Annotated in this window: 19 protein-coding genes and 1 tRNA gene; 6 read left to right on the forward strand and 14 right to left on the reverse strand. The window is 36.1% G+C overall.

Annotated features, from left to right (window positions below; translation table 11 throughout):
• The first annotated feature begins 10 nt into the window (after positions 1-10).
• Both J3U63_RS08870 and J3U63_RS08875 read left to right on the forward strand, forming a co-directional pair.
• A complete protein-coding gene (locus J3U63_RS08870) occupies positions 11-1,069 on the forward strand; it encodes a DUF6708 domain-containing protein (RefSeq protein WP_267371322.1) in 1,059 nt (352 codons plus the stop codon).
• Positions 1,070-1,152: 83 nt separating this feature from the next.
• Entirely contained in the window at positions 1,153-2,211 is a 1,059-nt protein-coding gene (locus J3U63_RS08875) for a DUF6708 domain-containing protein (protein WP_267371324.1), read from the forward strand.
• A gap of 115 nt (positions 2,212-2,326) precedes the next feature.
• Here the strand turns inward: J3U63_RS08875 and J3U63_RS08880 are convergent.
• The 9 genes from J3U63_RS08880 to J3U63_RS08920 all read right to left on the reverse strand — a co-directional run bounded on the left by J3U63_RS08880 (position 2,327) and on the right by J3U63_RS08920 (position 11,914).
• A tRNA-Ala gene (locus J3U63_RS08880) sits at positions 2,327-2,402 on the reverse strand.
• A gap of 128 nt (positions 2,403-2,530) precedes the next feature.
• The gene (secF, locus tag J3U63_RS08885) at positions 2,531-3,532 is read right to left on the reverse strand and encodes a protein translocase subunit SecF (RefSeq protein ID WP_267334435.1); all 1,002 of its coding nucleotides are present in this window, start codon (positions 3,530-3,532) and stop codon (positions 2,531-2,533) included.
• A gap of 9 nt (positions 3,533-3,541) precedes the next feature.
• The gene (gene secD / locus J3U63_RS08890) at positions 3,542-5,398 is read right to left on the reverse strand and encodes a protein translocase subunit SecD (protein ID WP_267334437.1); all 1,857 of its coding nucleotides are present in this window, start codon (positions 5,396-5,398) and stop codon (positions 3,542-3,544) included.
• A gap of 58 nt (positions 5,399-5,456) precedes the next feature.
• Positions 5,457-5,789 (reverse strand): preprotein translocase subunit YajC, encoded by a 333-nt coding sequence (gene yajC / locus J3U63_RS08895; RefSeq protein WP_267334439.1) that lies wholly within the window; start codon positions 5,787-5,789, stop codon positions 5,457-5,459.
• Positions 5,790-5,978: 189 nt separating this feature from the next.
• The gene (locus J3U63_RS08900) at positions 5,979-7,505 is read right to left on the reverse strand and encodes an NADH-quinone oxidoreductase subunit N (protein ID WP_267371327.1); all 1,527 of its coding nucleotides are present in this window, start codon (positions 7,503-7,505) and stop codon (positions 5,979-5,981) included.
• Positions 7,506-7,712: 207 nt separating this feature from the next.
• A complete protein-coding gene (locus J3U63_RS08905) occupies positions 7,713-9,257 on the reverse strand; it encodes a complex I subunit 4 family protein (RefSeq protein WP_267371328.1) in 1,545 nt (514 codons plus the stop codon).
• Positions 9,258-9,274: 17 nt separating this feature from the next.
• The gene (locus tag J3U63_RS08910) at positions 9,275-11,122 is read right to left on the reverse strand and encodes an NADH-quinone oxidoreductase subunit L (RefSeq protein ID WP_267334445.1); all 1,848 of its coding nucleotides are present in this window, start codon (positions 11,120-11,122) and stop codon (positions 9,275-9,277) included.
• Positions 11,119-11,421: an NADH-quinone oxidoreductase subunit NuoK gene (nuoK, locus tag J3U63_RS08915; RefSeq protein ID WP_267344003.1), complete on the reverse strand. Its 303-nt coding sequence runs from the start codon at positions 11,419-11,421 to the stop codon at positions 11,119-11,121. The genes J3U63_RS08910 and nuoK overlap by 4 nt, the downstream gene beginning before the upstream one ends.
• Position 11,422: 1 nt before the next feature.
• Positions 11,423-11,914: an NADH-quinone oxidoreductase subunit J gene (locus J3U63_RS08920; RefSeq protein WP_267334449.1), complete on the reverse strand. Its 492-nt coding sequence runs from the start codon at positions 11,912-11,914 to the stop codon at positions 11,423-11,425.
• A 348-nt stretch (positions 11,915-12,262) separates the two neighbouring features.
• On the opposite strand from J3U63_RS08920, the gene ppc reads away from it, so the two are divergent.
• The gene (gene ppc / locus J3U63_RS08925) at positions 12,263-14,908 is read left to right on the forward strand and encodes a phosphoenolpyruvate carboxylase (RefSeq protein ID WP_267344004.1); all 2,646 of its coding nucleotides are present in this window, start codon (positions 12,263-12,265) and stop codon (positions 14,906-14,908) included.
• Between the two features lie 37 nt (positions 14,909-14,945).
• Here the strand turns inward: ppc and J3U63_RS08930 are convergent, their stop codons facing one another.
• From J3U63_RS08930 to aspS, 5 genes are all read right to left on the reverse strand, one after another.
• Positions 14,946-16,007 (reverse strand): SEL1-like repeat protein, encoded by a 1,062-nt coding sequence (locus J3U63_RS08930; protein WP_267344005.1) that lies wholly within the window; start codon positions 16,005-16,007, stop codon positions 14,946-14,948.
• 124 nt (positions 16,008-16,131) lie between these two features.
• Complete coding sequence (ubiD, locus tag J3U63_RS08935) at positions 16,132-17,595, reverse strand: 4-hydroxy-3-polyprenylbenzoate decarboxylase (protein ID WP_267371329.1); 1,464 nt, start codon at positions 17,593-17,595, stop codon at positions 16,132-16,134.
• A 79-nt stretch (positions 17,596-17,674) separates the two neighbouring features.
• Complete coding sequence (locus tag J3U63_RS08940) at positions 17,675-18,088, reverse strand: hypothetical protein (protein ID WP_267334457.1); 414 nt, start codon at positions 18,086-18,088, stop codon at positions 17,675-17,677.
• Between the two features lie 21 nt (positions 18,089-18,109).
• Positions 18,110-18,550 carry a dihydroneopterin triphosphate diphosphatase gene (nudB, locus tag J3U63_RS08945; RefSeq protein WP_267334459.1) on the reverse strand — a complete coding sequence of 147 codons (441 nt, stop codon included), beginning with the start codon at positions 18,548-18,550 and terminating at the stop codon, positions 18,110-18,112.
• A gap of 11 nt (positions 18,551-18,561) precedes the next feature.
• The gene (gene aspS, locus J3U63_RS08950; RefSeq protein WP_267371331.1) at positions 18,562-20,319 is read right to left on the reverse strand and encodes an aspartate--tRNA ligase; all 1,758 of its coding nucleotides are present in this window, start codon (positions 20,317-20,319) and stop codon (positions 18,562-18,564) included.
• A gap of 273 nt (positions 20,320-20,592) precedes the next feature.
• Here aspS and J3U63_RS08955 point away from each other — a divergent pair, with 273 nt between their 5' ends.
• Genes J3U63_RS08955 through J3U63_RS08965 form a run of 3 tightly spaced genes read left to right on the forward strand, consistent with a single transcriptional unit; the run spans position 20,593 to position 23,170 of the window.
• Positions 20,593-21,366: a DUF3100 domain-containing protein gene (locus J3U63_RS08955; protein ID WP_267334463.1), complete on the forward strand. Its 774-nt coding sequence runs from the start codon at positions 20,593-20,595 to the stop codon at positions 21,364-21,366.
• A gap of 15 nt (positions 21,367-21,381) precedes the next feature.
• Positions 21,382-21,831, forward strand: coding sequence for a hypothetical protein (locus tag J3U63_RS08960; protein ID WP_267334465.1), 450 nt, complete (start codon positions 21,382-21,384; stop codon positions 21,829-21,831).
• A gap of 19 nt (positions 21,832-21,850) precedes the next feature.
• Positions 21,851-23,170: an amidohydrolase gene (locus J3U63_RS08965; RefSeq protein ID WP_267334467.1), complete on the forward strand. Its 1,320-nt coding sequence runs from the start codon at positions 21,851-21,853 to the stop codon at positions 23,168-23,170.
• Positions 23,171-23,202: the final 32 nt, after the last annotated feature.

The following is a 23,202-nucleotide window of genomic DNA, read 5'->3' on the forward strand; positions in this document are numbered from 1 at the left end:
TGGAAACGCCATGAAATCCGAAACCCGTAAAAAATTGAAAATGGGTTATATCAATGCCGATATGACACTCAAAGAGGTGCAAAAAGACTATACCCAAGAATCGGTCAGTGATAATCCCAGACCAATAGGACCTTACTACGCGTATAACGATCGCTATTTAGAAATTCGAGGCGGGATGTTTGAAAATTTTCGGGGAATTCTGACTTGGATTAGTTTATTTGTTTTTCTAATTCCTTTTCATGTATTTTATATAGGATTAAGTGTTATTTCCGAATTAATTGATCATGAATCAAATGATATTGTATCGGATATAATTGTACTAATATATTGCATAATTGTTTTTATTGTTTCAATGTATCTAATTATCCGCTATTTCCGTTATATTTACCGTTTTGAACTTTTTACCATACGCCATATTCGGGTCCGCTTTAATCGGGTGACAAAGCAAGTCTATATTCAGCGCCCTAAATACTGTGGTGGCACAGTGGTATTTAAATGGGAACATATTATGCCATCTAACTTTGGCGAGAGCGGCTCGGATATGGGCGGCACCAATATGGTCAACCTAATGACCTTTCACCCGTATAAAACCGGCTTTCCGGTAGCGCACTCAGTGGGCATTGGTAAAAACACCTATAACGGTCAAGACTATAAAGACGAATGGGAATTTATCCGCCGTTATATGGAGCACGGACCGGACAATCTGCCTAAACCCCGTTTAAGTACCCATTTACCTATACCTTTTCACGGTTTAGAAGGGCATATCAAACCGATGATACACGCAGCAAAAAATGCCCCAACATTTTGGATGTATATTTTATTAATCCCAGTATTTTTAATTTTATTGCCCTTTTATACCGTAGGTTACTTTATTTCGGAGTGTTTATGCTGGCAACCTCGTTGGCCTAAGGTCATTCGACAAGCAGGCAGAAAAGGCAAACCGATTCCGAAAGAAACCACCTTATCGGACTATTCCCCAAAAGTACAACAGGCCATATTAGAGAGCCGTTTAGAATGGGGTGTACGAGATGAAAAAACAGGTAAATGGGTTGATTATGGTAATTCTTAAAATAAAAACATAATGTTTAAAAAGAAAAATAGGATATAAGGTAAATGTACGTAGGCGAATTTTTATTATGGTTTGGAAACGCCATGAAATCCGAAACCCGTAAAAAATTGAAAATGGGTTATATCAATGCCGATATGACACTCAAAGAAGTGCAAAAAGACTATACCCAAGAATCGGTCAGTGATAATCCTAGGCCGTTAGGTCCCTACTATGCGTATAACGATCGCTATCTAGAAATTCGAGGCGGGATGTTTGAAAATTTTCGAGGTATTTTAGCATGGATTAGTTTACTTATATTTATGATACCTGTGAGTTCTGCTTATAATTCTATATATTGTTTTATTTTATTGTATAATCATAAAACAGATAAAATTGCTGGTTATACAACAGCTTTTACATTTTTTACATTTATATTTTTAGTTTCAATTTATTTATGTATCCGCTATTTCCGTTATATTTACCGTTTTGAACTTTTTACCATACGCCATATTCGGGTACGCTTTAATCGGGTGACAAGGCAAGTCTATATTCAGCGCCCTAAATACTGTGGTGGCACAGTGGTATTTAAATGGGAACATATTATGCCGTCGAACTTTGGCGAGAGTGGCTCGGATATGGGCGGCACCAATATGGTCAATTTAATGACCTTTCACCCCTATAAAACCGGTTTTCCGGTAGCGCACTCAGTGGGCATTGGTAAAAACACCTATAACGGTCAAGACTATAAAGACGAGTGGGAATTTATCCGCCGTTATATGGAGCACGGACCGGACAATCTGCCTAAACCCCATTTAAGTACCCATTTACCCATGCCTTTTCACGGTTTAGAAGGGCATATCAAACCCATGATACACGCAGCAAAAAATGCCCCAACATTTTGGATGTATATTTTATTAATCCCAGTATTTCTAATTTTATTGCCCTTTTATACCGTAGGTTACTTTATTTCGGAGTGTTTATGCTGGCAACCTCGTTGGCCTAAGGTCATTCGACAAGCAGGCAAAAAAGGCAAACCGATCCCAAAAGAAACCACCTTATCGGACTATCCCCCAAAAGTACAACAGGCCATATTAGAGAGCCGTTTAGAATGGGGTGTACGAGATGAAAAAACAGGTAAATGGGTTGATTATGGTAATTCTTAAAATAAAAACATATTGATCACGCTGTCAGTAGGTAGTATTACCCTAGTCTTTTAAACTTATGATTTGATTTGATGTGTTTTGCTGGGTTTAAAAAGAATATTTCGAAATATTGAATTGGTGGAGCCAAGGGGGATCGAACCCCTGACCTCAACGCTGCCAGCGTTGCGCTCTCCCAGCTGAGCTATGGCCCCATATAGAAAGGGATAAAAACTGGTGGTAATGATATGCAACTAGACCATAGGTGTCAATCTATTTGATGTTAATTGTTAAAAAAACAATCAAATAAAGCCCTTTCAATATGTGAAAGAGCTTTATATAACTAACGTAAAATCGATGGTTGATCTGCGCCTTCAACTTCCACTTTTGGTGGCATAAAATGTTCGCGTTTTATACCTAATTTAAGTGACATATAAGCAGCAACATAAATTGATGAAATTGTCCCTAAAATAATACCAACGCCTAATGTTTCAGAAAAACCTTTTAACATTGAACCGCCAAAAATATACAGGATAATCACAACTGCAAGTGTTGTTCCTGAAGTCATCAGAGTGCGGTGTAAAGTCTGGGTTAACGAAATATTAATGACATCATAAGGAGAAGCTCGACGAATTTTTCTAAAGTTTTCACGAATTCGGTCAAATACAACAATGGTATCGTTAAGAGAATAGCCAATGATGGATAACATTGCAGCAATAATCGTTAGATCTAATTCACGTTGAAATAACGATAAATAACCAGCAGTTATCACAACATCATGCGCTAATGCAACTACTGCACCCGTACCAAATCGCCATTCAAAACGAAACGCGATATAGATCAAGATACAAATTAACGCAGCGCAAATCGCTAAGATACCATCTTGTGCTAATTCAGCACCAACAGTCGGACCTACAAATTCAATACGTTTAATCTGCGCATCAGCATCAATATCTTTATGGATTAAATTAGAAATTTTACTGCCTAACGCATTATCAATAACAGATGATACCGTACCGTTTTCTTGTTTAGCCGCAGCCAATCGAATGATAATATCTTTACTGCTACCATAGTATTGCACGACGGGCTCATGATAACCGGCGTCCCGTAAACTATTACGCAGATCATCAAGATTAACTGCTTTTGTCACCGTAATTTCAACGGTTGTACCGCCGGTGAAATCTTGTCCAAGATTAAAACCCTTAACAAAGATAACGACAACTGATGCGACTACGAGTAGCATTGAAATCACAAAAGCGATAAAACCAAATTTTAAAAAGTCGAGCACTCTGCGTCCATGATTTAGTTCTCTAACATCATGATTTTCTTTTTTATCAACAGTCACAATAAACCTCTAAATTGATAACTTATTAACGCGACGACCGCCATAAATCAAATTAGCTAATGCTCGAGTACCTACGATCGATGTAAACATCGATGTTACAATACCGATACCCAAGGTGATAGCAAATCCTTTAATCGAGCCAGTACCCACAGCATAAAGAATAACCGCGGTAATTAATGTGGTAATATTCGCATCGAAAATACTACTCCAAGCCCCAGCATAACCTTCATTAATGGCATGTTGTACACCGCGACCATTACTGAGCTCTTCTTTAATTCGTTCATTGATAAGAACGTTAGCATCAACGGCCATACCTACTGTTAATACAATCCCTGCAATACCTGGCATACTTAATGTTGCGCCTGGTAATAATGACATAGCGCCCACAATTAGTATTAAGTTGGCAACCAACGCAAGGCTAGCAAACACACCAAATAGACGATAAACAATGAGCATAAAGAAGACAGAAATAAGTAGTCCCCAAACACAAGACTCTAAACCTTGTGTGATATTCTCTTGTCCCATTGATGGTCCAACTGTACGCTCTTCGATAATTTGAATCGGTGCAATTAAGGCGCCAGCTCGTAATAGTAGGGATAGATTTTTAGCTTCATCAACACTACTTATCCCTGTCACCTGAAAACGATCACTAAAAATACCTTGAATTGTCGCAACATTGATTACCCGCTCTTGTTTTTCAAGAATAGGTTTATCATTTTCGTCACGTTTTCCTGTATCTTTATATTCGACAAATAACGTTGCCATCGATTTTTTGAGATTTTTCTGAGTAAAATCTAGCATCGTTTTACCACCAGAACTATCAAGCGTAATAGCAACTTCTGGTTGGCTATATTCATTGACTCTGAATGAAGAATCAGTAATGTGATCACCAGTTAGTACTACACGTTTATAGAGCAAAACAGGGCGCCCGTTTTCCATATATTTGATTTCAGAACCATATGGTACGCGCATATCGCCTTTGATAATAGCGGGTAAATTAGGGGTGTTATCTTCATTTACTTGTCTAAACTCAAGGGTGGCTGTAGCCCCCAAAATACGTTTAGCTAAAGCAGTATCTTGAATACCCGGTAATTCCACCACAATGCGATCTGAACCTTGACGCTGCACAATAGGCTCGGCAACACCTAATTGATTTACACGATTACGTAAAATAGTGGTATTTTGTTGAACAGCATCATTTTTGGCTTGTTGTAAACGCTGTTCACTGATATTGATAGTAATACTATTTTCAGTTTGTGAGGTAAGTTTGTAATCTGGTAAACCATTAATTTTAGTGATAGCTTTATTACGATCTTCAATATTCGCAAATTGCACAACAATTTGTTGATTGCCCTCTTTATTGATGGCTGCATAATTTAATTTGCTATTTGTTAACTCAAATTTTAAATTTTCAGTCGATTGTTCAATGAGCTTACTGAGTGCTGTTGTCATATCAACTTCCATTAAGAAGTGAACACCACCACGTAAATCAAGACCAAGTTTCATTGGTTCGGCACCTAAAGCCGTTAACCAAGCTGGAGTTGCTGGTGCTAAATTGAGTGCAACAATATAATCATTCCCTAACTCTTGTGATATTAACTCTTTGGCTTTGAGCTGAGTATCATTATCACCTACACGAATTAAAATAGATTTATTTTCAAAGACAAATGATTTAGGTTCTATATGATTATCAGTCAAGAGTTTTTTAATTTTATCTTGGGTAGCAACATTAATTTCAGCAGTATTTGAACCGGAAATTTGTATAGCGGGATCTTCACCATAAATATTTGGAAGTGCATAAAGTAGGCCGGCGAGAATAACGACGACCAACATAATGTACTTCCACAAAGGATAGCGATTTAACACGACATATTCTCTTGTGGAATTAGCTAATTAACACAATGAACTATAACAGCTTTTGCTATTATAGTGACTTCATTGTCCCTTTTGGTAAAACAGATGTGATAAAGTCACGTTTGATAACAACCTCTGTTGTATCATTTAACTCTAACGCAATATAACCATTGTCGTTAACTTTAGATACACGACCAATAAGTCCACCATTGGTTAACACTTCGTCACCTTTTGAAATCGAAGCCATAAGTTCACGATGGGCTTTAGCACGTTTTTGTTGTGGGCGCATAATCATAAAATAGAAAAACAGACCAAACACAACCAACATGATAGGTAAAAAATAAGGATTGCTTTCAGCCGCAGCCCCTTCAGTTGCATAAGCATTAGAAATTAAAAAGTCCATATAGGTCCTCTTGATTCAAATAAAATATTAAAGGTCGGAATTATAACACAATAACTAAATCTATTATTAACTATTTCTTGTCAAAATGTTTAAGGTAACAGATATTTTCTAATATAAAAAAGACCCAAGTACATTGTTCAAATCAATTTCAATCTAACTGTAAAAACTTTTTAAGGCGAAAAACGCTTATTAAGTCGTCAGATATTGCGCCATACTCACTAAATTAAATAGCCATTTAGGATAAATACCACAAATAAGAATTAATAAGGCAGACAACGCAATAATGAGTTCGCTTATTTTAATATCCTGCCATTTTAGTTTGATAATAGCACTATTTAATATCTGATCGTCTCGACAAGAAGGCCTAATATAAAGATTAATAATTAAGCGTGCATAAAAATATAAACCTAGAGCGCTACCAATTACCACTGCAGCAATTAACCACCATAATTCAGCAGTTACCCCCAACAGTACTAATAGAAAACGACCAACAAACCCTGCTGTAAGGGGGACTCCAGCTAACGATAATAATCCAATGGCCATCGTTAATGCTAAGATAGGTCTACGCCAGAATAATCCCGATAAATCCACTTCGTTTTCATGATCTTGCAATTCATCAGAATGTGATTCTAAACTAATCACACCTAATATGCAGATATTGGCTAAAATATAGCTAATTAAGTATACCCCAATTGTTTCTAAAGCTAATACTTGATATTGCACAGCAATTAAGGCAATGAGTAAATAACCAAAATGTGCAATGGAGGAATACGCTAATAGCCGTTTTAGACTACTTTGCATTAAAGCAATTAAATTTCCCCATAGTATTGATAATAGTGCCATGATAACAAGTATCATTCGAATGGTTTCATTATTAACAATCGGTGCCAATAAAAACAACCTTGCAATAGCACAAAATAGTGCGACCTTTCCTACTGTTGATAATAATAGAGCAACAACTGTCGGTGCACCTTGATAAACATCGGGCAACCATAACTGAAAAGGCACTAATGAAAGTTTAAAACCAATCCCAACTAACATTAAACAAACGCCCATTAGTAATAAATTACTTGGGTAAGACATAGTTGAAAGTTGGTAACTTAACCCGCTAAAAGTTAGCTCGCCAGTTGTTGCATAATAAAAGGCAATGCCCATCAATAAAAACACACTAGCCACAGCGGATAAAATCATATATTTAACGGCAGCCTCTAAGGAGTGAGTTTGTATATATTGATAGCCAATTAACCCAACAAATGGAATTGAAAGTAATTCAATGCCAACAAAAAAAGAGATCAAATGGCTAGCATAGACTAGTGTAACGCCGCCTAATGTCATAAAGAGTAAAATAACATAAAACAAACCATGAGCAATTCTTTCATGGACAAACCAACGATAGGCTAAGCAAGATACTGTAATTGCAATGATTAAAATTAAACTGGTATAAAGCAATCCATAACCATCACAAGTAAATAAGGCAGTAATTTGATGCGCTTTCCATTCTTCCATTGAAGGATCTGTGTTCGATTTATCTTCAATATTTCCATTATTAGTATCTGAGGTTGTGTTGGAATTAACATCAGTTTGATTGTTTTGTTGAGCGTTATCATCAGCCTTTGTTTCGGGCTCAGTGGGCACAGCATCAACAGCAATCGTTTCCTCATTATTTGGTACAGAGTCTGCTTTGGTTGTTACATCCGAATTTAAAGATATTTGCATATTATCGCTGCTTATATCTGTTATCATCTGAGTATTGAACGATATTTTGTAACCAATCATAGAAGAACATAGCAATGCACAAACTAAACCACACACGGTTAAAAAAGCACACCCTTTTGTGTTCATTTTCAGAAAAAATAGGGCAATAAGCAAAACAATGATAGTAAAGCTTAAAACAAATATCGGCGATAAGGCTATCATAAGTTATTACTCTCCCGCGCGCTCTGCTGTAATGTATTGTTGGGTTTGGTTGACAACAGAATATGACATATCCAACACTATTTGTGGGTATAAGCCAATAAAAACTAATACCATTAATACACTAGTTAATAATGAAATATCTTTTCTACTAAGGTGATATTTAGCTGAATGATTTCTTTCTACAACACCATAAAAAATTGGTTGCATGCGAATAATCAATGAAATTGACAATAAGAGTAAACCAATCACTAACAAAATAGTGTAATAAGAGAATGATGTATAGCTACCAAGTAACATCATATAGTTGCCAACAAAATTAGCAGTACCTGGAATACCTAAAATAGCCAAAATAAAAAATAAGGTAAATGTAGAAAGATAACGAACTTTCTGTTTAAGACCTGTAAATTGATTAATATTACGCGTTGAGTAACATTCAACTAACAGTCCACTAATTATAAACATGCCAACGATAACTAAATTAATGGCAATCATTTGTATCACAATACCTTGATAAGCAATCACTGAACCACTGTAGATAATTGCTGTCATATAGCCCATTAAAGCAATATGTACATAAGCAATTAACTTTTTGATATCAGTTTGATTAAACGCTAATAGCGCTGCATAAACCAAAGTAAATAATGCTAATATTAAGATTAATGGCATAATCATAACTGAAGCATTTGGAAACAGAGGAATCACAATTCTAAATAGCCCAAAGGTAGCTGTTGTCAGAAGTAAACCACTAATCATCATTGATCCCGAAGTGGATGATTCAATATGGGCATCAATAAACCAGCGATGAAATGGTACAAAAGGGATGCGTACAATAAAAGCGGCTAAAAAACCGAGCATTAGTAAAAATTCAGTATAGCTAGAAATGGGGGTTTTGGTTAAAACTTGATAATCAAAAGTCCAATGACCCGTTAAATTCCAATTAATTAACGCTAATGACACAATGGATATTAACATTAACAAACTACTAATTTGAGTATAAATCAAAAATTTGCTCGCACCATTAAAACGCAATTGGGAACTTGAGTCGCGACGCCCCCATAAAGAAATGATAAAATAAATAGGAATTGCTACCGCTTCCCAAAAAAAGAACATCAAAAACAGATCGGTGATAACAAATAACATCATAATAGCTGATGTCATAAATAAAATGCATAAATAAAACAAACCAAAATTATTCAAACTTTCTTTACTGGAATAAACAATTGTCAGTAATACAATAAAAAGTGTGGAAGCAATTATCACCAACGATAAGCCATCTAATACCAAATGGAAATGAATATTTAGCAAAGGAATCCATTCAATATTCACTTCTTCAAGCCAGTTATTACCTTGTTGTAATACCGTTAATCCATCTAACCATAAGATTAAAGCAAGCATTAACGTAATTAAAATTGTCAGAAATGCAATGATCATTGGTAACTTATACCAACGCGATGGTAGATAAGAAGTTCTAACAATTCGCAATAAAAAAACATGGCATAACCAACTAATAAATCCGCCTATTACAGGTAAGAATACAAGCGATAACAACATGAAAGATTACACCTTTATTAAATAAAAACGAGTAACATTAATATAATAATGCTTCCCATGACAATTGAAACCATATACCACCTTATATGCCCATTTTCTAAGCTGACAATATATGAGTTAACTTTCTTTATCCCTAACATTATCCAATTATCCCATAATGCTAAAGGATCTTGTTTAAGTAGGTTAGCTAAAAATAGATAAGGTTTAACAAATAGGTAACTGACAACATAATCAAAACGCCAATCGCCATTACATAATCGCGCAAAGAATTTAATCATTGGTGTATTAAGTATTTCTTGCACTTCACTATTCGGATGTGCGTACAAAATATAGGCGATAAGAAAACTCAATAATGTTACAGCAGCGAGTAGTAATTGAAACGATAACTGACCGTTAGTATCAAGTTCAGCAATAGGAATAAGCCCTTGAACAGGTAGCGGGAAATAGATAAAAATTGCTGTTGTAAAAATCAATAGGATAAAGGCTGGACAATAACTTATCCACATAGTTCTATTAAAGTCAAAAATCTTTGGTTTATGATAAAATGCGGTAAAAATTAGTCGCCAAATACTTAAGCTTGATAACAAAATACCTAATAAACCGATAGTACCAGCCATGAGATGATCTTTAGCCATTAGCCCCCAAATAATATCACCTTTGATATAAAAAGAGGCGGAGATCCAAGGCATGGCACTTAATGACAACATAACAAGCAAAAATATGGCATACAACATTGGGAATGATTTGACTAATCCACCAAGCTTATTGATATCACGCTCACCATGACATTTTTTAATTAAAATCGCAGAGGCAAAAATGAGTAAAGAGCTGGTTACCGCATAATTGATTAAACAATTGAGTGATAAATTCCAACTTTGTGTGGAAAACGCATAAAATAAGTAACTAAGCTGAGCAAGGTTAGTAAAAGTGATTATACGCTTAATATCACTTTGAACTAGAGCAATTGAACTAGCAAATAATACGGTTAACGAAGAAATAATTGTCATAATGGCTAACGTATCACTCGACATCATAAACAAATTACTTAAACGTAGAACCAAATATACCCCTGCTAAAATAACCGTAGATGATTGCAGCAAAGCCACTGCTGGCATAGGTGCTAATGTTGTTTCAACAAACCATGAGTGCATAGGGAATAGTGCAGATTTACTTATTGCCCCTAAAAATAACATCAATGTTATCCAAAAAATAACATCTGAATCGATAGCTAGATTATCATGAGCTTGAGTTAAAATGTCACGAATATTTAACGTATCTAAAGTTTGATACAGTAAAAAAATACCAATAATAAGAAAGATATCGGTTAAATGCATGATAACAAAGGCTTTAACAGCAGCATAACCATTACGCACCTGCTTATAATAAATACCAATAAGTAAGTAAGTACTTAAACTTACCCCCTCCCAACCAATTAACATAACTAAGAGATTATCAACTAGTACAATAGTTAGCATACTAGCAATTAATAAATTACTATACGCATAAAAATTATAAATATCTTTTTTTGAGGTTAAATAACAGGCTGCAAAAAAATAAATTAATAGACCAAAAAAGGCAATTAACACCAGAAAAGTAAGCGATAAACCATCTAGCGTTAAAGATAAAGGAACAACAAAATCACCGACTGAAAACCAATTCCAAAGTGGTCGGCTATAGACTAACGTCATATCAGGTACAGTATTTTTACTAAAATCAATACATGAAAATAGCGTAATAAGAGCAACAATTAGCATTGTGCTAAAGCCAATAATCATGACATTAATTGACCGAATATGTCTCCCTAGACAAACTAATAATAAAAAAGAGACTAAAGGAACAATAATAGTTAAATAAAGTAAGTTCATCCTTTCATTTCACTCAATGAGTCAATATTAAATATTTTACGGCGGTATATTAATTTCATCAGCAACGCAAGCCCAACACACGCTTGCGCTAATACAGTAATGACAGCTAAAATAGCCAGAATTTGTCCTTCTGGCTGTTGCCAATAACTACTAGCAGCAACCACAGCGACGATAGCGCCATTATTCATAATCATAAGGCTTAATAGTAGAAAGTAAAAATTACGTCGAATCATCACCCCTAATAAGCCAATTACAAATAATACAGACGCAAGAATAAGACAATGCATTAAAGGAATCATATTATTTCTCCGACAATAGCCGATGCATAAAATGATAAGCAATAACAACTGCACCTAACAACAAAAAAACAGCCAATTCAGACATTAAAATGTAAGCATATACTGACATTTCATGCATTAACTCATGTGACTCTTTAATCTGAGAATAGTCAGTACTCACTACTCCATAAATCAGTACGACTAATAAAATAAAAGCTAAAACTAATGGGCCTAGCCAAATTTTAGGACTGATGCCTCGCTTTTTATTCTCAACATTGTCGACACGAATTCGTAGAATAGTTGCAACAGATAAAAATAACATCACTGTGCCACCAATAAATAAAATAATGTATAAAACAGCAGAAAAATACGTATCGAGTAAAATAAATATTAAAGCTGAAGCGAAAAGCGCAATAATAAGGTATAAAATGGCTTTATCAACACGTAAGCAACTAATCACTTTTATACTGGCAATAACAGTAATAATCGACGCAATATAGAAAACAATAAGCATCAAATAACAATCCAATATACATTAATCATTGCCTTAGTATATACCCAAATCCTATTAAGATACAGTTTACAGACAATCTGTTAACAGAAAACAAGCATTTAAAAACATAATCTGACTAAAAAATACGCTTAATTAATTTTTTTATCTATTTAGATAATGATGAGAATATAATTAAAACAATTAAAACAATAAAGAATATAAAATTTTATGATTTAAATTCAATGTGGTATTGTTATAAAGTATATATCTTAAACAAATTAGCAATGACTTATATCTTAGCCTTTAAATTGTAATAATCGTTTTACAGTTTAAAGTTTAGTTAGCCATAATTATGAAAATGAGAACAGAATGAACAGTGAATATTCCTCAATGAGAAGCAACGTCAATATGCTAGGGACTTTACTCGGTGATGCAATTAAACGCGCCACTGGTAATGAAACATTTGATTTAGTGGAAGAAATAAGACAATTATCGAAATCAGCACAGCAAGGTAATAAACAAGCCCATAATGAATTACTTAAATTGATTGAAAATTTAAATGATGAAGATTTGTTACATGTTGCTCGAGCATTTAATCAATTTTTAAATTTGGTTAATACTGCCGCCGAATATTATGGTATTTCTCCTCATGGCGAAGCATCGAGTAGCCCTAAAAAAATGACGGAATTATTTAGTACATTAAAAAAACTCAATTTTTCAAATCAAACCATAACACAAGCTATTAATGATCTTTCGATTGAACTCGTATTAACAGCTCATCCAACCGAAATTAATCGCAGAACAATGATTAATACCTATACGGCTATTAATAATTGTTTATCTCAATTAGATCATAGTGATTTAGCTGATTACGAAATAGAACGGATCATGCGCCGTCTTAAACAACTTGTCTGCCAAGCATGGTACACCGATGAAATCCGTAAAAAACGCCCTACACCGCTTGATGAAGCAAAATGGGGATTTTCAGTCATTGAAGATAGTTTATGGGAAGGGGTGCCACTGTTTTTACGTGAATTTAATGATCAATTAGTTGATGCATTTAACGAACAATTATCGGTTGATCATGTTCCAATTAAATTTACCTCATGGATGGGGGGCGACCGTGATGGCAACCCAAATGTAACAGCTAAAGTGACAGAAAAGGTCATGTTACAAGCTAGGTTAAAAGCAATTGAGTTATTTTTAGCTGACATTCAAATACTGGTTCGTGAATTATCGATGAGTGAATGTAGCCAAGCGGTTATCAACTTGTTAGATGAAAATAATAAATCTGCCTCTGAACCTTATCGAGCAGTGATGAAACAGTTACGAGCTCGACTAGTGAAAACCCATAGTTATATTGTTTCATTACTGAATAATGAACAAGTCATCCCCCCTACAGATATCTTAATTAAAAATGAACAACTGTGGACACCACTTTATACCTGCTATGAATCATTAATTGAAAATGGCATGTCAACAATAGCACATGGTCCACTACTTGATACGTTACGACGTATAAAAAGCTTCGGTTTACAATTAGTCAGGTTAGATATTCGCCAAGATAGCGCTGTCCATACTGAAGCACTAGATGCATTAACTAAAGAGCTGAACCTAGGCAGTTATGCCCAGTGGTCTGAAGATGAAAAACAGGCATTTTTATTAACAGAATTGCAATCAAATCGCCCTTTATTACCTTACCGCTGGCAACCACCAGAAATGGTACAAGAAGTTTTAGACACTTGCCGTGTTATCAAAAAGGCAGGACAAGAATCGATTGCATCTTATGTTATATCAATGGCCAAAGCGCCTTCAGATATTTTAGCGGTTTACCTACTCTTAAAAATGGTCGACTGTCAAAAAAATATCCCTGTTGCTCCATTATTTGAAACCTTAGATGATTTAAATAATGCCAAATCTGTCATGCAAAAACTTCTGGATATTCCTTGGTACCGTGAAAAGATTCAAGGTAAACAGATGGTCATGATTGGTTATTCTGACTCTGCTAAAGATGCAGGTACGCTCGCTGCATCGTGGGCACAATATCGTTCACAAGAAGAGTTGGTTCACCTATTTGAAAAATATAATATCAATCTTGTGCTCTTTCATGGGCGAGGTGGATCGATAGGTCGAGGCGGTGCACCCGCACATGCGGCATTACTTTCACAACCACCAGGATCGTTAAAAGGTGGTCTTCGCGTGACAGAACAAGGTGAAATGATCCGCTTTAAACTGGGTTTACCGGAAGTAGCACTAAGCAGTTTGATGCTATACGCATCAGCCATTTTACAAGCTAACTTATTACCTCCACCAGAGCCTAAACAAGCATGGCGTGATATTATGGATGAAATGTCTGATATATCATGTCGTTGCTATCGAAGTTATGTACGTGAACGTGCCGAATTTGTCGATTATTTTAGAGCAGTAACGCCAGAAGCAGAGCTTGGACGATTACCACTTGGTTCTCGTCCACAAAAACGACGAACAGGTGGCGGTATTGAAAGTTTACGCGCCATTCCGTGGATTTTTGCTTGGACACAAAACCGTTTGATGGTGCCATCTTGGTTAGGTGCCGGTAGTGCACTTAAACAAGTGATTGAAGAAGGAAAAAAAGATTTACTTAAAGACATGTATCATAATTGGCCGTTTTTTAATGCACGTTTAGGTATGTTAGAAATGGTTTACGCTAAAGCAGCACCAAATATTCATGAATATTACGAGCAAAGACTTGTCGATCCGATTTTATGGCCGTTAGGTGAAGAATTAAGAAATTTATTAACTCAAGACATTAACACCGTACTAACTATCACCGATGATATTAGCTTAATGGCTGACTTGCCTTGGATTGCTGAATCGGTTGCATTACGTAATACATATATCGAACCGTTAAACTTATTACAAGCTGAATTATTGAGACGTTCGCGTAATCGCAGTGAAGAAGAAAATACAACGGTTGAACAAGGATTAATGATTACTATATCCGGAATTGCTGCTGGTATGCGTAATTCAGGGTAACGGATCATCAAAAAATAAAAAGAGCAATTTGCTCTTTTTATTTTCCCGATAATAACTGATCTAAATAAGCTTTAGCATCTTTGTCACCTTGCTCGCTTGCTTTAGTAAACCAATAAATCGCCCGATTGGTATTTTTTTCAGTCCCTTCGCCTTCAAGGTACTTTATACCTAAATTATATTGCGCATCAACACTACCTTGTTCTGCGGCTTTAATGTACCATTCTACAGCCTTCTTGGCATCTTTTGGTACGCCGCCACCAACTTCATACATCACGCCAATATTGTATTGTGCATCAGCATTACCCGCTTCAGCCGCTTTAGTAAACCAGTATGCAGCTTTGGAATTATCAGATTTTGTGCCAGTTCCTGTTGCATACATAATGCCCAAGTTATACATCGCCAGTACATGCCCTCGTTCTGCGGCTTGAGTATAAAAATAAGTAGCAGCGACATAATCTTTAGTTAAACCATCACCATGTTCTGACATCAAACCTAAATAGTATTGCGCTTCTGGATTATTATTTTTAGCGGCCTTACTAAACCAATCTGCCGCAACCATTTTATCTTCTTTTACACCATCGCCAAAAAAATACATGATACCTAAATTAAGGTAAGCATCTAAAACGCCTTGCTCGCCAGCTTGAGTAAAATAATCAATTGCACTTAACGTATTTTTAGTTGTCCCTTCACCATTTTTATACATTAACGCCAAATTATATTTAGCTAAGGCATAATTTTGGTCTGCTGCGCGTTTATAATATTGAAATGCCTGCACAAGATCAGCTGTGGTACCCAAACCATTTTGATACATATAAGCCAGATTATTTTGCGCTTTAGCTAATCCTTGATCCGCTGCTTTTTTATACCAAAAAAAAGCTCGAATATCACTAACATCAACGCCTAAGCCTTGCTTGTAAATAGTTCCCAATGAGAATTGAGCTTGGGCATCACCTTTTTCAGCTGAAACCCGTAAAGAAGGGATTAATGAACCAGGATCTGCAACCTTCAGTTCAGTATCTGCCTGAGTTTTCGTTTCACTTGCCAAGACACCATAAGAAAACCAAAACATAAGCGCCAATAAAATTCGAAATTTTTTCATAATTATTTAATTGCCATAACATGGGTAATAATTATACATAAATGCATAAAAAGGTGATAGTTTTTGTTTATTTTAAGTAAATTTATGTAAAAGATATTGTTTATCAAACATTGTTATCAACTGGCTACACGCCAAGTTTATCCCAAATCTCATCAATATAAGCAACGACCTGAGGATCTTTTTTAATTATTTTGCCCCACTCTCGGTTAGTTTCTCCTGGCCATTTATTTGTGGCATCCAATCCCATTTTAGATCCTAAGCCCGAAACCGGAGAAGCAAAATCTAAATAATCAATCGGAGTATTATCAATGAATGTGGTGTCTCGATGAGGATCCATACGTGTTGAAATCGCCCACATAACATCTTTCCAATCGCGTGCATTAATATCATCATCACAAACAATGACAAACTTGGTATACATAAACTGTCGTAAGTAGGACCAAACCCCCATCATGATACGTTTAGCATGCCCAGGGTACTGCTTTTTGATAGTCACAACAGCTATTCGATATGAACATCCTTCTGGCGGTAAATAAAAGTCTACAATCTCGGGAAACTGCTTTTGTAAAATAGGAATAAATACCTCATTTAACGCGAGTCCCATAATAGCCGGTTCATCGGGTGGCCGTCCAGTATAAGTTGAATGATAAATAGCATCTTTGCGATGAGTTAAATGGGTCACAGTAAAAACAGCAAAATGTTCAACTTCGTTATAATAACCGGTATGATCACCATAAGGCCCTTCCGGTACCACTTCATTCGGATTAATATAACCTTCTAAAATAATTTCTGCTGTGGCTGGTAAATCTAAGTCATTAGACAATGCTTTAACTACCTCGGTTCGACCTTGCCTTAATAACCCTGCAAATGCGTATTCTGGTAAAGTATCGGGTACGGGTGTAACTGCGGCTAAAATTGTTGCAGGATCTGCACCAATAGCCACTGCCACTGGAAATTTTTCGTGAGGATGAGCTTGTTGCCATTCGGCAAAATCAAGCGCACCACCTCGATGTGATAACCAGCGCATCACTAATTTATTTTTAGCTAATAATTGCAATCGATAAATACCCACATTTTGCCTTTCTTTATAAGGACCTTTAGTAATAGTTAATCCCCAAGAAAGTAACGGAGCTACATCCTCTGGCCAGCAATGCATAATAGGCAATTGTGTTAAATCAACGTGTTCATCTTTTAATACTACTTCTTGACAAGGGGCCGATGATCGGCGCTTGACCGGCATATTCAATATCTGCTTATATTTCGGTAAAACATTAAAAAATTGTCGAATACCTTTTGGCGGTTCAGGTTCACGTAAAAAAGCTAAAAGCTGCCCGATTTCACGTAATGCCGAGGGATCGTCTTGCCCCATTGCCATTGCAACTCGTTTTGTTGTACCAAATAAATTACATAGTACAGGCATCGTATAACCAATAGGGTTTTCAAATAATAATGCGGGACCTTGTGCACGTAAAACTCTATCGGCAATTTCGGTCATTTCAAGATAAGGACTAACAGGATAAGTAATGCGTTTTAATTCACCTTGTTGCTCAAGATAAGTTAAAAAATCACGAAAATTAGAAAAATTCATTCACTATTACTCCCTGTTACTTTGATACCCAATCCAAAGGGGTTTTGTTTATTAAATGAGGTTTGGCTTCTGTCTTGGATTAATCTTCATCAAAATTTTCACTATAAATGGGCGTTTGTTTATTCTGATTGCATTCAATAATTTTAGGTAATAAGGTTTGAAATTGTTTTTGATCAACTTCTATAAACTTTTCTGGTTCAACTTGAAAGAATAAATATTGCGTCGTGTTATCGTCAAATTGAAAAGAAGCTAACCAGTAATTTCGATTTTCACTATTATCATTAGCAAATATTTTAATAATACTACTTGCTCGTTTTTCAGGTTGATCATGTAATTTATAATCAATTATCTTCTCTGCAATTTGAGTATCATATTCATCAAAAATCATGTATTGATTTTGGTTAATCTGACACTTTGGTATGTTTATTTCAGCATAACTGTTTAGGGTAAAAAAAGATAAACAAATTGACATAATATAACGATTTAATTTCATGCCTGACCTCTTAACTGAATTTTAATAATTTACAATCTTCTTGATTGCCTCTCGATTATTAGGCGATAAGGTCAAATTAGCCGCATCTTGAATTGACATCCATTGATAGGCTAAATGTTCACTCAACATAGGTTTTACCTCTGTGGTCAGAGGCAGATAAAACCAATGTTCTTTATTTATCTTAACCTGTGGTGCATATCGATGTCTAAACTGTGGAAAAATTTCAAATTCAACAACATGTTTAGCATCGACTAACGACAAATTACTACCAACAATATCAATACCTGTTTCTTCATACACTTCACGAATTGCCGTTTCAATTGGCAATTCGTTATTCTCTAAACTGCCTGTTACTGACTGCCAAAAATTAGGATCATCTTTGCGTTGCATCATCAAACAACGCAAAGTGGTTTGGCAGTAAATAACAACTAACACCGATTCAGGTTTTTTAAATGTTTGCATTTAACATTTCGCTATTTTTTGCAAACTTCGATTCCTAGTTCTACTAATGCTGCTGGATTTGCCGGGCTCGGTGCATCAGTCAATAAACAGGTAGCAGCTGTGGTTTTCGGAAATGCAATCACATCTCGAATATTATCCGTGCCTGTTAATAGCATAGTTAAGCGATCTAATCCGAATGCCAGTCCAGCATGAGGCGGGGTTCCATATTTTAAGGCATCAAGTAAAAAACCAAATTTTTCACGTTGATCATGTTCATTAATACCTAAAATTGAAAATACCGCTTGTTGCATTTCACTGCGATGAATACGCACTGAGCCGCCCCCTACTTCATAACCATTAATGACCATATCATAGGCATTAGCAACCGCTGTTTCAGGACTGTTCATTAGCTGCTGAGGGGTAAAATCTTTTGGAGAGGTGAATGGATGGTGCATGGCACTAAGTCCTTCATCTGTTTCTTCAAACATTGGAAAATCCACAACCCAAAGAACAGCCCATCTATTTTCATCGGTTAAGGCTAAATCCTTACCAACTTTTAAGCGTAATGCACCTAGCGCATCACTAACAACTTTGTAGCTATCAGCACCAAATAGTAATATATCGCCATCTTTAGCATTAGCTCGATTAAGTAATGCTTCCATTTGTGTCTGATTAAAGAATTTTGCAACAGGGCTTTGTACACCATCTAGTCCTTTGCTACGTTCATTAACTTTGATCCAAGCCATACCTTTGGCACCATAAACTGAAATAAATTGCGTATAATCATCGAGCTGTTTTCGGGTTAATTGCGCGCCATTAGGCACACAAAGTAATGCAACACGCCCTTTTGGATCATTAGCAGGCGTTGAAAATACTTTGAAATCGACATCTTTAACCAAATCCGCTACATCAATAATTTCAAGCGGGTTACGTAAATCCGGCTTATCACTACCAAAACGTCGCATTGCTTCTGCAAAGGTCATAACAGGGAATTTGCCTAAATCAACATTTTTAACATGCAACCAAAGTTCACGAATCATTTGCTCCATGATTTCACGCACTTGCTCTGCTGTCATAAATGAAGTTTCAACATCAATTTGGGTAAATTCAGGTTGGCGATCTGCGCGTAAATCCTCATCACGAAAGCATTTAACAATTTGATAATATCGGTCAAATCCTGACATCATTAAGAGTTGTTTAAATAGTTGTGGAGACTGAGGTAAAGCATAAAATTCACCGTTATGAATTCGGCTAGGCACTAAATAATCACGCGCACCTTCTGGTGTGGCTTTAGTTAACATAGGTGTTTCGATGTCTAAAAAACCATGTTCATTCATAAACGAACGCACAAAAGCAGTCACTTTAGCGCGTGTTTTGAAAATTGCCGTCATCTCCTGACGACGAAGATCAATGTATCGATATTTTAAACGCTGCTCTTCACTATTATTTTGATTAAAGTCTAATGGTAAAACATCACTTCGATTAAAAATAACAAGTTCAGTTGCTAAAACTTCAACTTCACCAGTTGCCATATCTTTATTGATTTGGCCTTCTGGTCTAGCCCTTACTTTACCTTTAATTTGAATACAAAACTCATTGCGTAGTTCACCCGCTAACTGATACGCCTGCAAATAATCAGGATCAAAAAAGACCTGTACAATTCCTTCGCGATCACGCATATCAATAAAAATCATACCACCTAAATCTCGGCGTTTATTAACCCAACCACATAAGGTAACTTCTTGATTAATATGAGATGAGTTTAACTGACCACAATAAATCGAACGCATAAAATATCCTGTTAAAATTTCAAGCTATAAAAATTGTCTGTATTATAAATCAAATAAAGGGCTTATAAAGGCATTTATTGATATTTATTATTGAATTGTTTTTAATCAGCTCATCAAAAAGGTAATCTTGAGTATGATTTCAAATTAACAACAGTTGTTTATTGACGGTAATAATCAAGGTTATGTATATTAAATATGCAATGCAAATACTGACTATGATTCTAGATATCATGGATAGTGATTATTGATAAAAACTATTAGAGGTTTATAAGGATGGAAATTATTAAAGACTATAGAGTGCATTTGTTAGCACTGATAGTCGTTCTGATCTGTGAGTTTATTGGTAAACAATCTATTTGGATTATTACTTTATACCCCATGCTATATGCTATGATTATTGGCGGAATCATAAGCCTTCCTAAGCTCAAAATATTAAACATAAAAAATATGAATCATGCAAGTGCCGTTATGATTGTCACATTAATGCTACTTGTTGCCAAATTGGGCGTTGCCGTTGGTCCTAAAATCGATATGATTTTAAAAGATGCAAAATTGGCACTCATTTTTCAAGAACTCGGTCACTTTGCCGGTACCATTTTATTAGGATTACCTTTAGCAATGATGTTAGGTATGAAACGTGAAGCGGTTGGCGCCACTTACTCAGTTGCACGTGAACCTAATATTGCCATTGTTGCAGATAAATACGGTTTAGATTCAGCCGAAGGACGCGGTGTGATGGCTATGTACGTTTGCGGCACACTTTATGGTGCGATTTGGATGAGCATCTTAGCGAGTATTATGGCTAAATTAGATATTCTTCATCCCTATGCTTTAGCGATGGGCGCGGGTGTTGGTAGCGGAAGTATGATGGCTGCGTCACTAGCACCAATTAGCGATCTGTATCCAGATCTGGCAAGTGAAATTAAAGCCTATGCAACAACAGCAAATCTAATGTCCAGTATAGTTGGTATCTACATTTATACACTATTTTCATTACCTTTTGCTTCTTTTTTATATAACACTTTTGCTCGTTTTCGTCGTAATTAAGGAAGGATTGTTGTAATGAAAAGTTTAGAAACGCTATTTTTACTCATTTTAGTCGCTATCATTATGGCAGCAGGTAACACTGTCGGCTATAAAGTTGATTTTATGTTATCGTTACAAGCATTAGCCATTTTAGTGGTTATATCAATTGTTGGATACTTTGTTGGCAAAGTACCTTTACTCAATAAATTTCCAGTAATTTTATGGGTGTCAGTAGTTGCAGCCGTTGCCTCATCCCCTATATTTCCTTTCCACGAACAAGTTGTTTCAATTACGGACAATGTATCATTACTTGCAGTTTGTACACCGGTACTTGCCTACGCAGGGCTTGCTATTGGCAAAGATTTAGCATTATTTAAAAGTATCTCTTGGCGAATTATCCCTGTTTCGCTAGCGGTGTTTTCGGGTACGTTTATTTTTGCCGCAATCATTGCACAAATTACGTTACATTGGGAAGGTGTTATTTAACTGGAGTAGGAATTAACTCATGAATAAAGAAGAACTTAAACAACAGGTTTGCCTTGCTATTGCAAACCGAAAAGCAGACATAAAAGCCATTGCTGAAGCTATTTGGGCTGAACCCGAACTTGGTTACAAAGAACACAAAACCGCAAAAAAAGTAGAGCAAACATTTGAAAAATTGGGCGTACCCTATAAAAATAAATTAGCGTTAACCGGTGTTAAAGGCCGGTTAAAAGGCGGAAAAGGCAGTAAATATAGCATCGCAGTTATTGGTGAACTTGATGCCATAATTTGTGCAGATCACCCTGCTGCTGATGAAACCTCTGGCGCAGCTCATTGCTGTGGGCATAATGCACAAATTGCGAATATGATGGCTGTGACGATGGGACTAATCGATTCTGGCGCAATGCAATATTTAGCGGGTGATGTGGTTCCTTTTGCAGTACCAGCTGAAGAATATGTGGAAATCACTTATCGAAATCGGCTTATTGAAGAAGGTAAAATCAAATACATCGGGGGTAAGCCTGAACTCATTTCCCGAGGTGAATTTGATGATGTCGATATGGCGCTGCAAATCCACTTAACTAGTGTACCAAATGAACGTAAAGATGGTTTTATTGAAATATCAACAACCAGCAATGGATTTATTGGAAAACTAATCAAATATAAAGGTGAAGCAGCTCACGCAGCAGCAGCCCCACATGCAGGCGTTAACGCATTAAATGCAGCTATGATGGGATTGATGGGTGTTAATGCAATTCGTGACACATTTCAAGAAAAAGATTATATCCGATTCCACCCAATAATTACTCAAGGTGGCGATTTGGTCAACGTCGTACCCAGTGATGTAAGAATGGAAAGTTATGTGCGCGCAGGTAACGTTCCTGCAATGATTAAAGCCAATGAACGGATTAATCAAGCCTTACAAGCGGGGGCGATGGCTGTTGGGGCTAGTTGTGAAATCAAAGATTTACCAGGTTATCTACCTTTACATAATAATGCCACGTTAAATGAACTTTTGAAGCATAACGCTGAAAAATTAATTGGTGAAGAAAATGTTTCAGTTGCGCCACATATGACTGGTAGTACTGATACAGGTGATTTGTCGCACATTATGCCAGTAAGTCACCCATGGATCGGATCTGTGAGAGGCGTGTTGCATGGAAAAGATTATGTCGTATTTGATGAAGAAATGGCTTATATTCGCCCTGCACAAATGATGGCGTGTACAATTATCGATTTACTTTTTGATGATGCAAAATCAGCACAAACCCTCATATCAAATTACAAACCACTCATGACCAAAGAAGAATATCTCACCTTTTTATCTGGTTTTGACAAATAATCTTAACAGCTTGGCGCCGTAAGGCGTCAAGT

The organism is Gilliamella sp. B2838 (genome assembly GCF_026536185.1).
In the GTDB taxonomy this organism is placed as follows: Bacteria; Pseudomonadota; Gammaproteobacteria; order Enterobacterales; family Orbaceae; genus Gilliamella.

Coding starts and splice junctions, on each gene's coding strand:
- J3U63_RS08905 (WP_267371328.1), bottom strand. CDS start 9,257: ATGTTGTTATCGCTTGTATTCTTACCTGTAATAGGCGGATTTATTAGT.
- J3U63_RS08960 (WP_267334465.1), top strand. CDS start 21,382: ATGAAAAGTTTAGAAACGCTATTTTTACTCATTTTAGTCGCTATCATT.
- nuoK (WP_267344003.1), bottom strand. CDS start 11,421: ATGATTCCTTTAATGCATTGTCTTATTCTTGCGTCTGTATTATTTGTA.
- J3U63_RS08940 (WP_267334457.1), bottom strand. CDS start 18,088: ATGAAATTAAATCGTTATATTATGTCAATTTGTTTATCTTTTTTTACC.
- yajC (WP_267334439.1), bottom strand. CDS start 5,789: ATGGACTTTTTAATTTCTAATGCTTATGCAACTGAAGGGGCTGCGGCT.
- J3U63_RS08920 (WP_267334449.1), bottom strand. CDS start 11,914: ATGCTTATTGTTTTCTATATTGCGTCGATTATTACTGTTATTGCCAGT.
- aspS (WP_267371331.1), bottom strand. CDS start 20,319: ATGCGTTCGATTTATTGTGGTCAGTTAAACTCATCTCATATTAATCAA.
- nudB (WP_267334459.1), bottom strand. CDS start 18,550: ATGCAAACATTTAAAAAACCTGAATCGGTGTTAGTTGTTATTTACTGC.
- J3U63_RS08870 (WP_267371322.1), top strand. CDS start 11: ATGAAATCCGAAACCCGTAAAAAATTGAAAATGGGTTATATCAATGCC.
- J3U63_RS08900 (WP_267371327.1), bottom strand. CDS start 7,505: ATGCAAATATCTTTAAATTCGGATGTAACAACCAAAGCAGACTCTGTA.
- J3U63_RS08930 (WP_267344005.1), bottom strand. CDS start 16,007: ATGAAAAAATTTCGAATTTTATTGGCGCTTATGTTTTGGTTTTCTTAT.
- ubiD (WP_267371329.1), bottom strand. CDS start 17,595: ATGAATTTTTCTAATTTTCGTGATTTTTTAACTTATCTTGAGCAACAA.
- J3U63_RS08955 (WP_267334463.1), top strand. CDS start 20,593: ATGGAAATTATTAAAGACTATAGAGTGCATTTGTTAGCACTGATAGTC.
- J3U63_RS08875 (WP_267371324.1), top strand. CDS start 1,153: ATGAAATCCGAAACCCGTAAAAAATTGAAAATGGGTTATATCAATGCC.
- ppc (WP_267344004.1), top strand. CDS start 12,263: ATGAACAGTGAATATTCCTCAATGAGAAGCAACGTCAATATGCTAGGG.
- J3U63_RS08965 (WP_267334467.1), top strand. CDS start 21,851: ATGAATAAAGAAGAACTTAAACAACAGGTTTGCCTTGCTATTGCAAAC.
- J3U63_RS08910 (WP_267334445.1), bottom strand. CDS start 11,122: ATGAACTTACTTTATTTAACTATTATTGTTCCTTTAGTCTCTTTTTTA.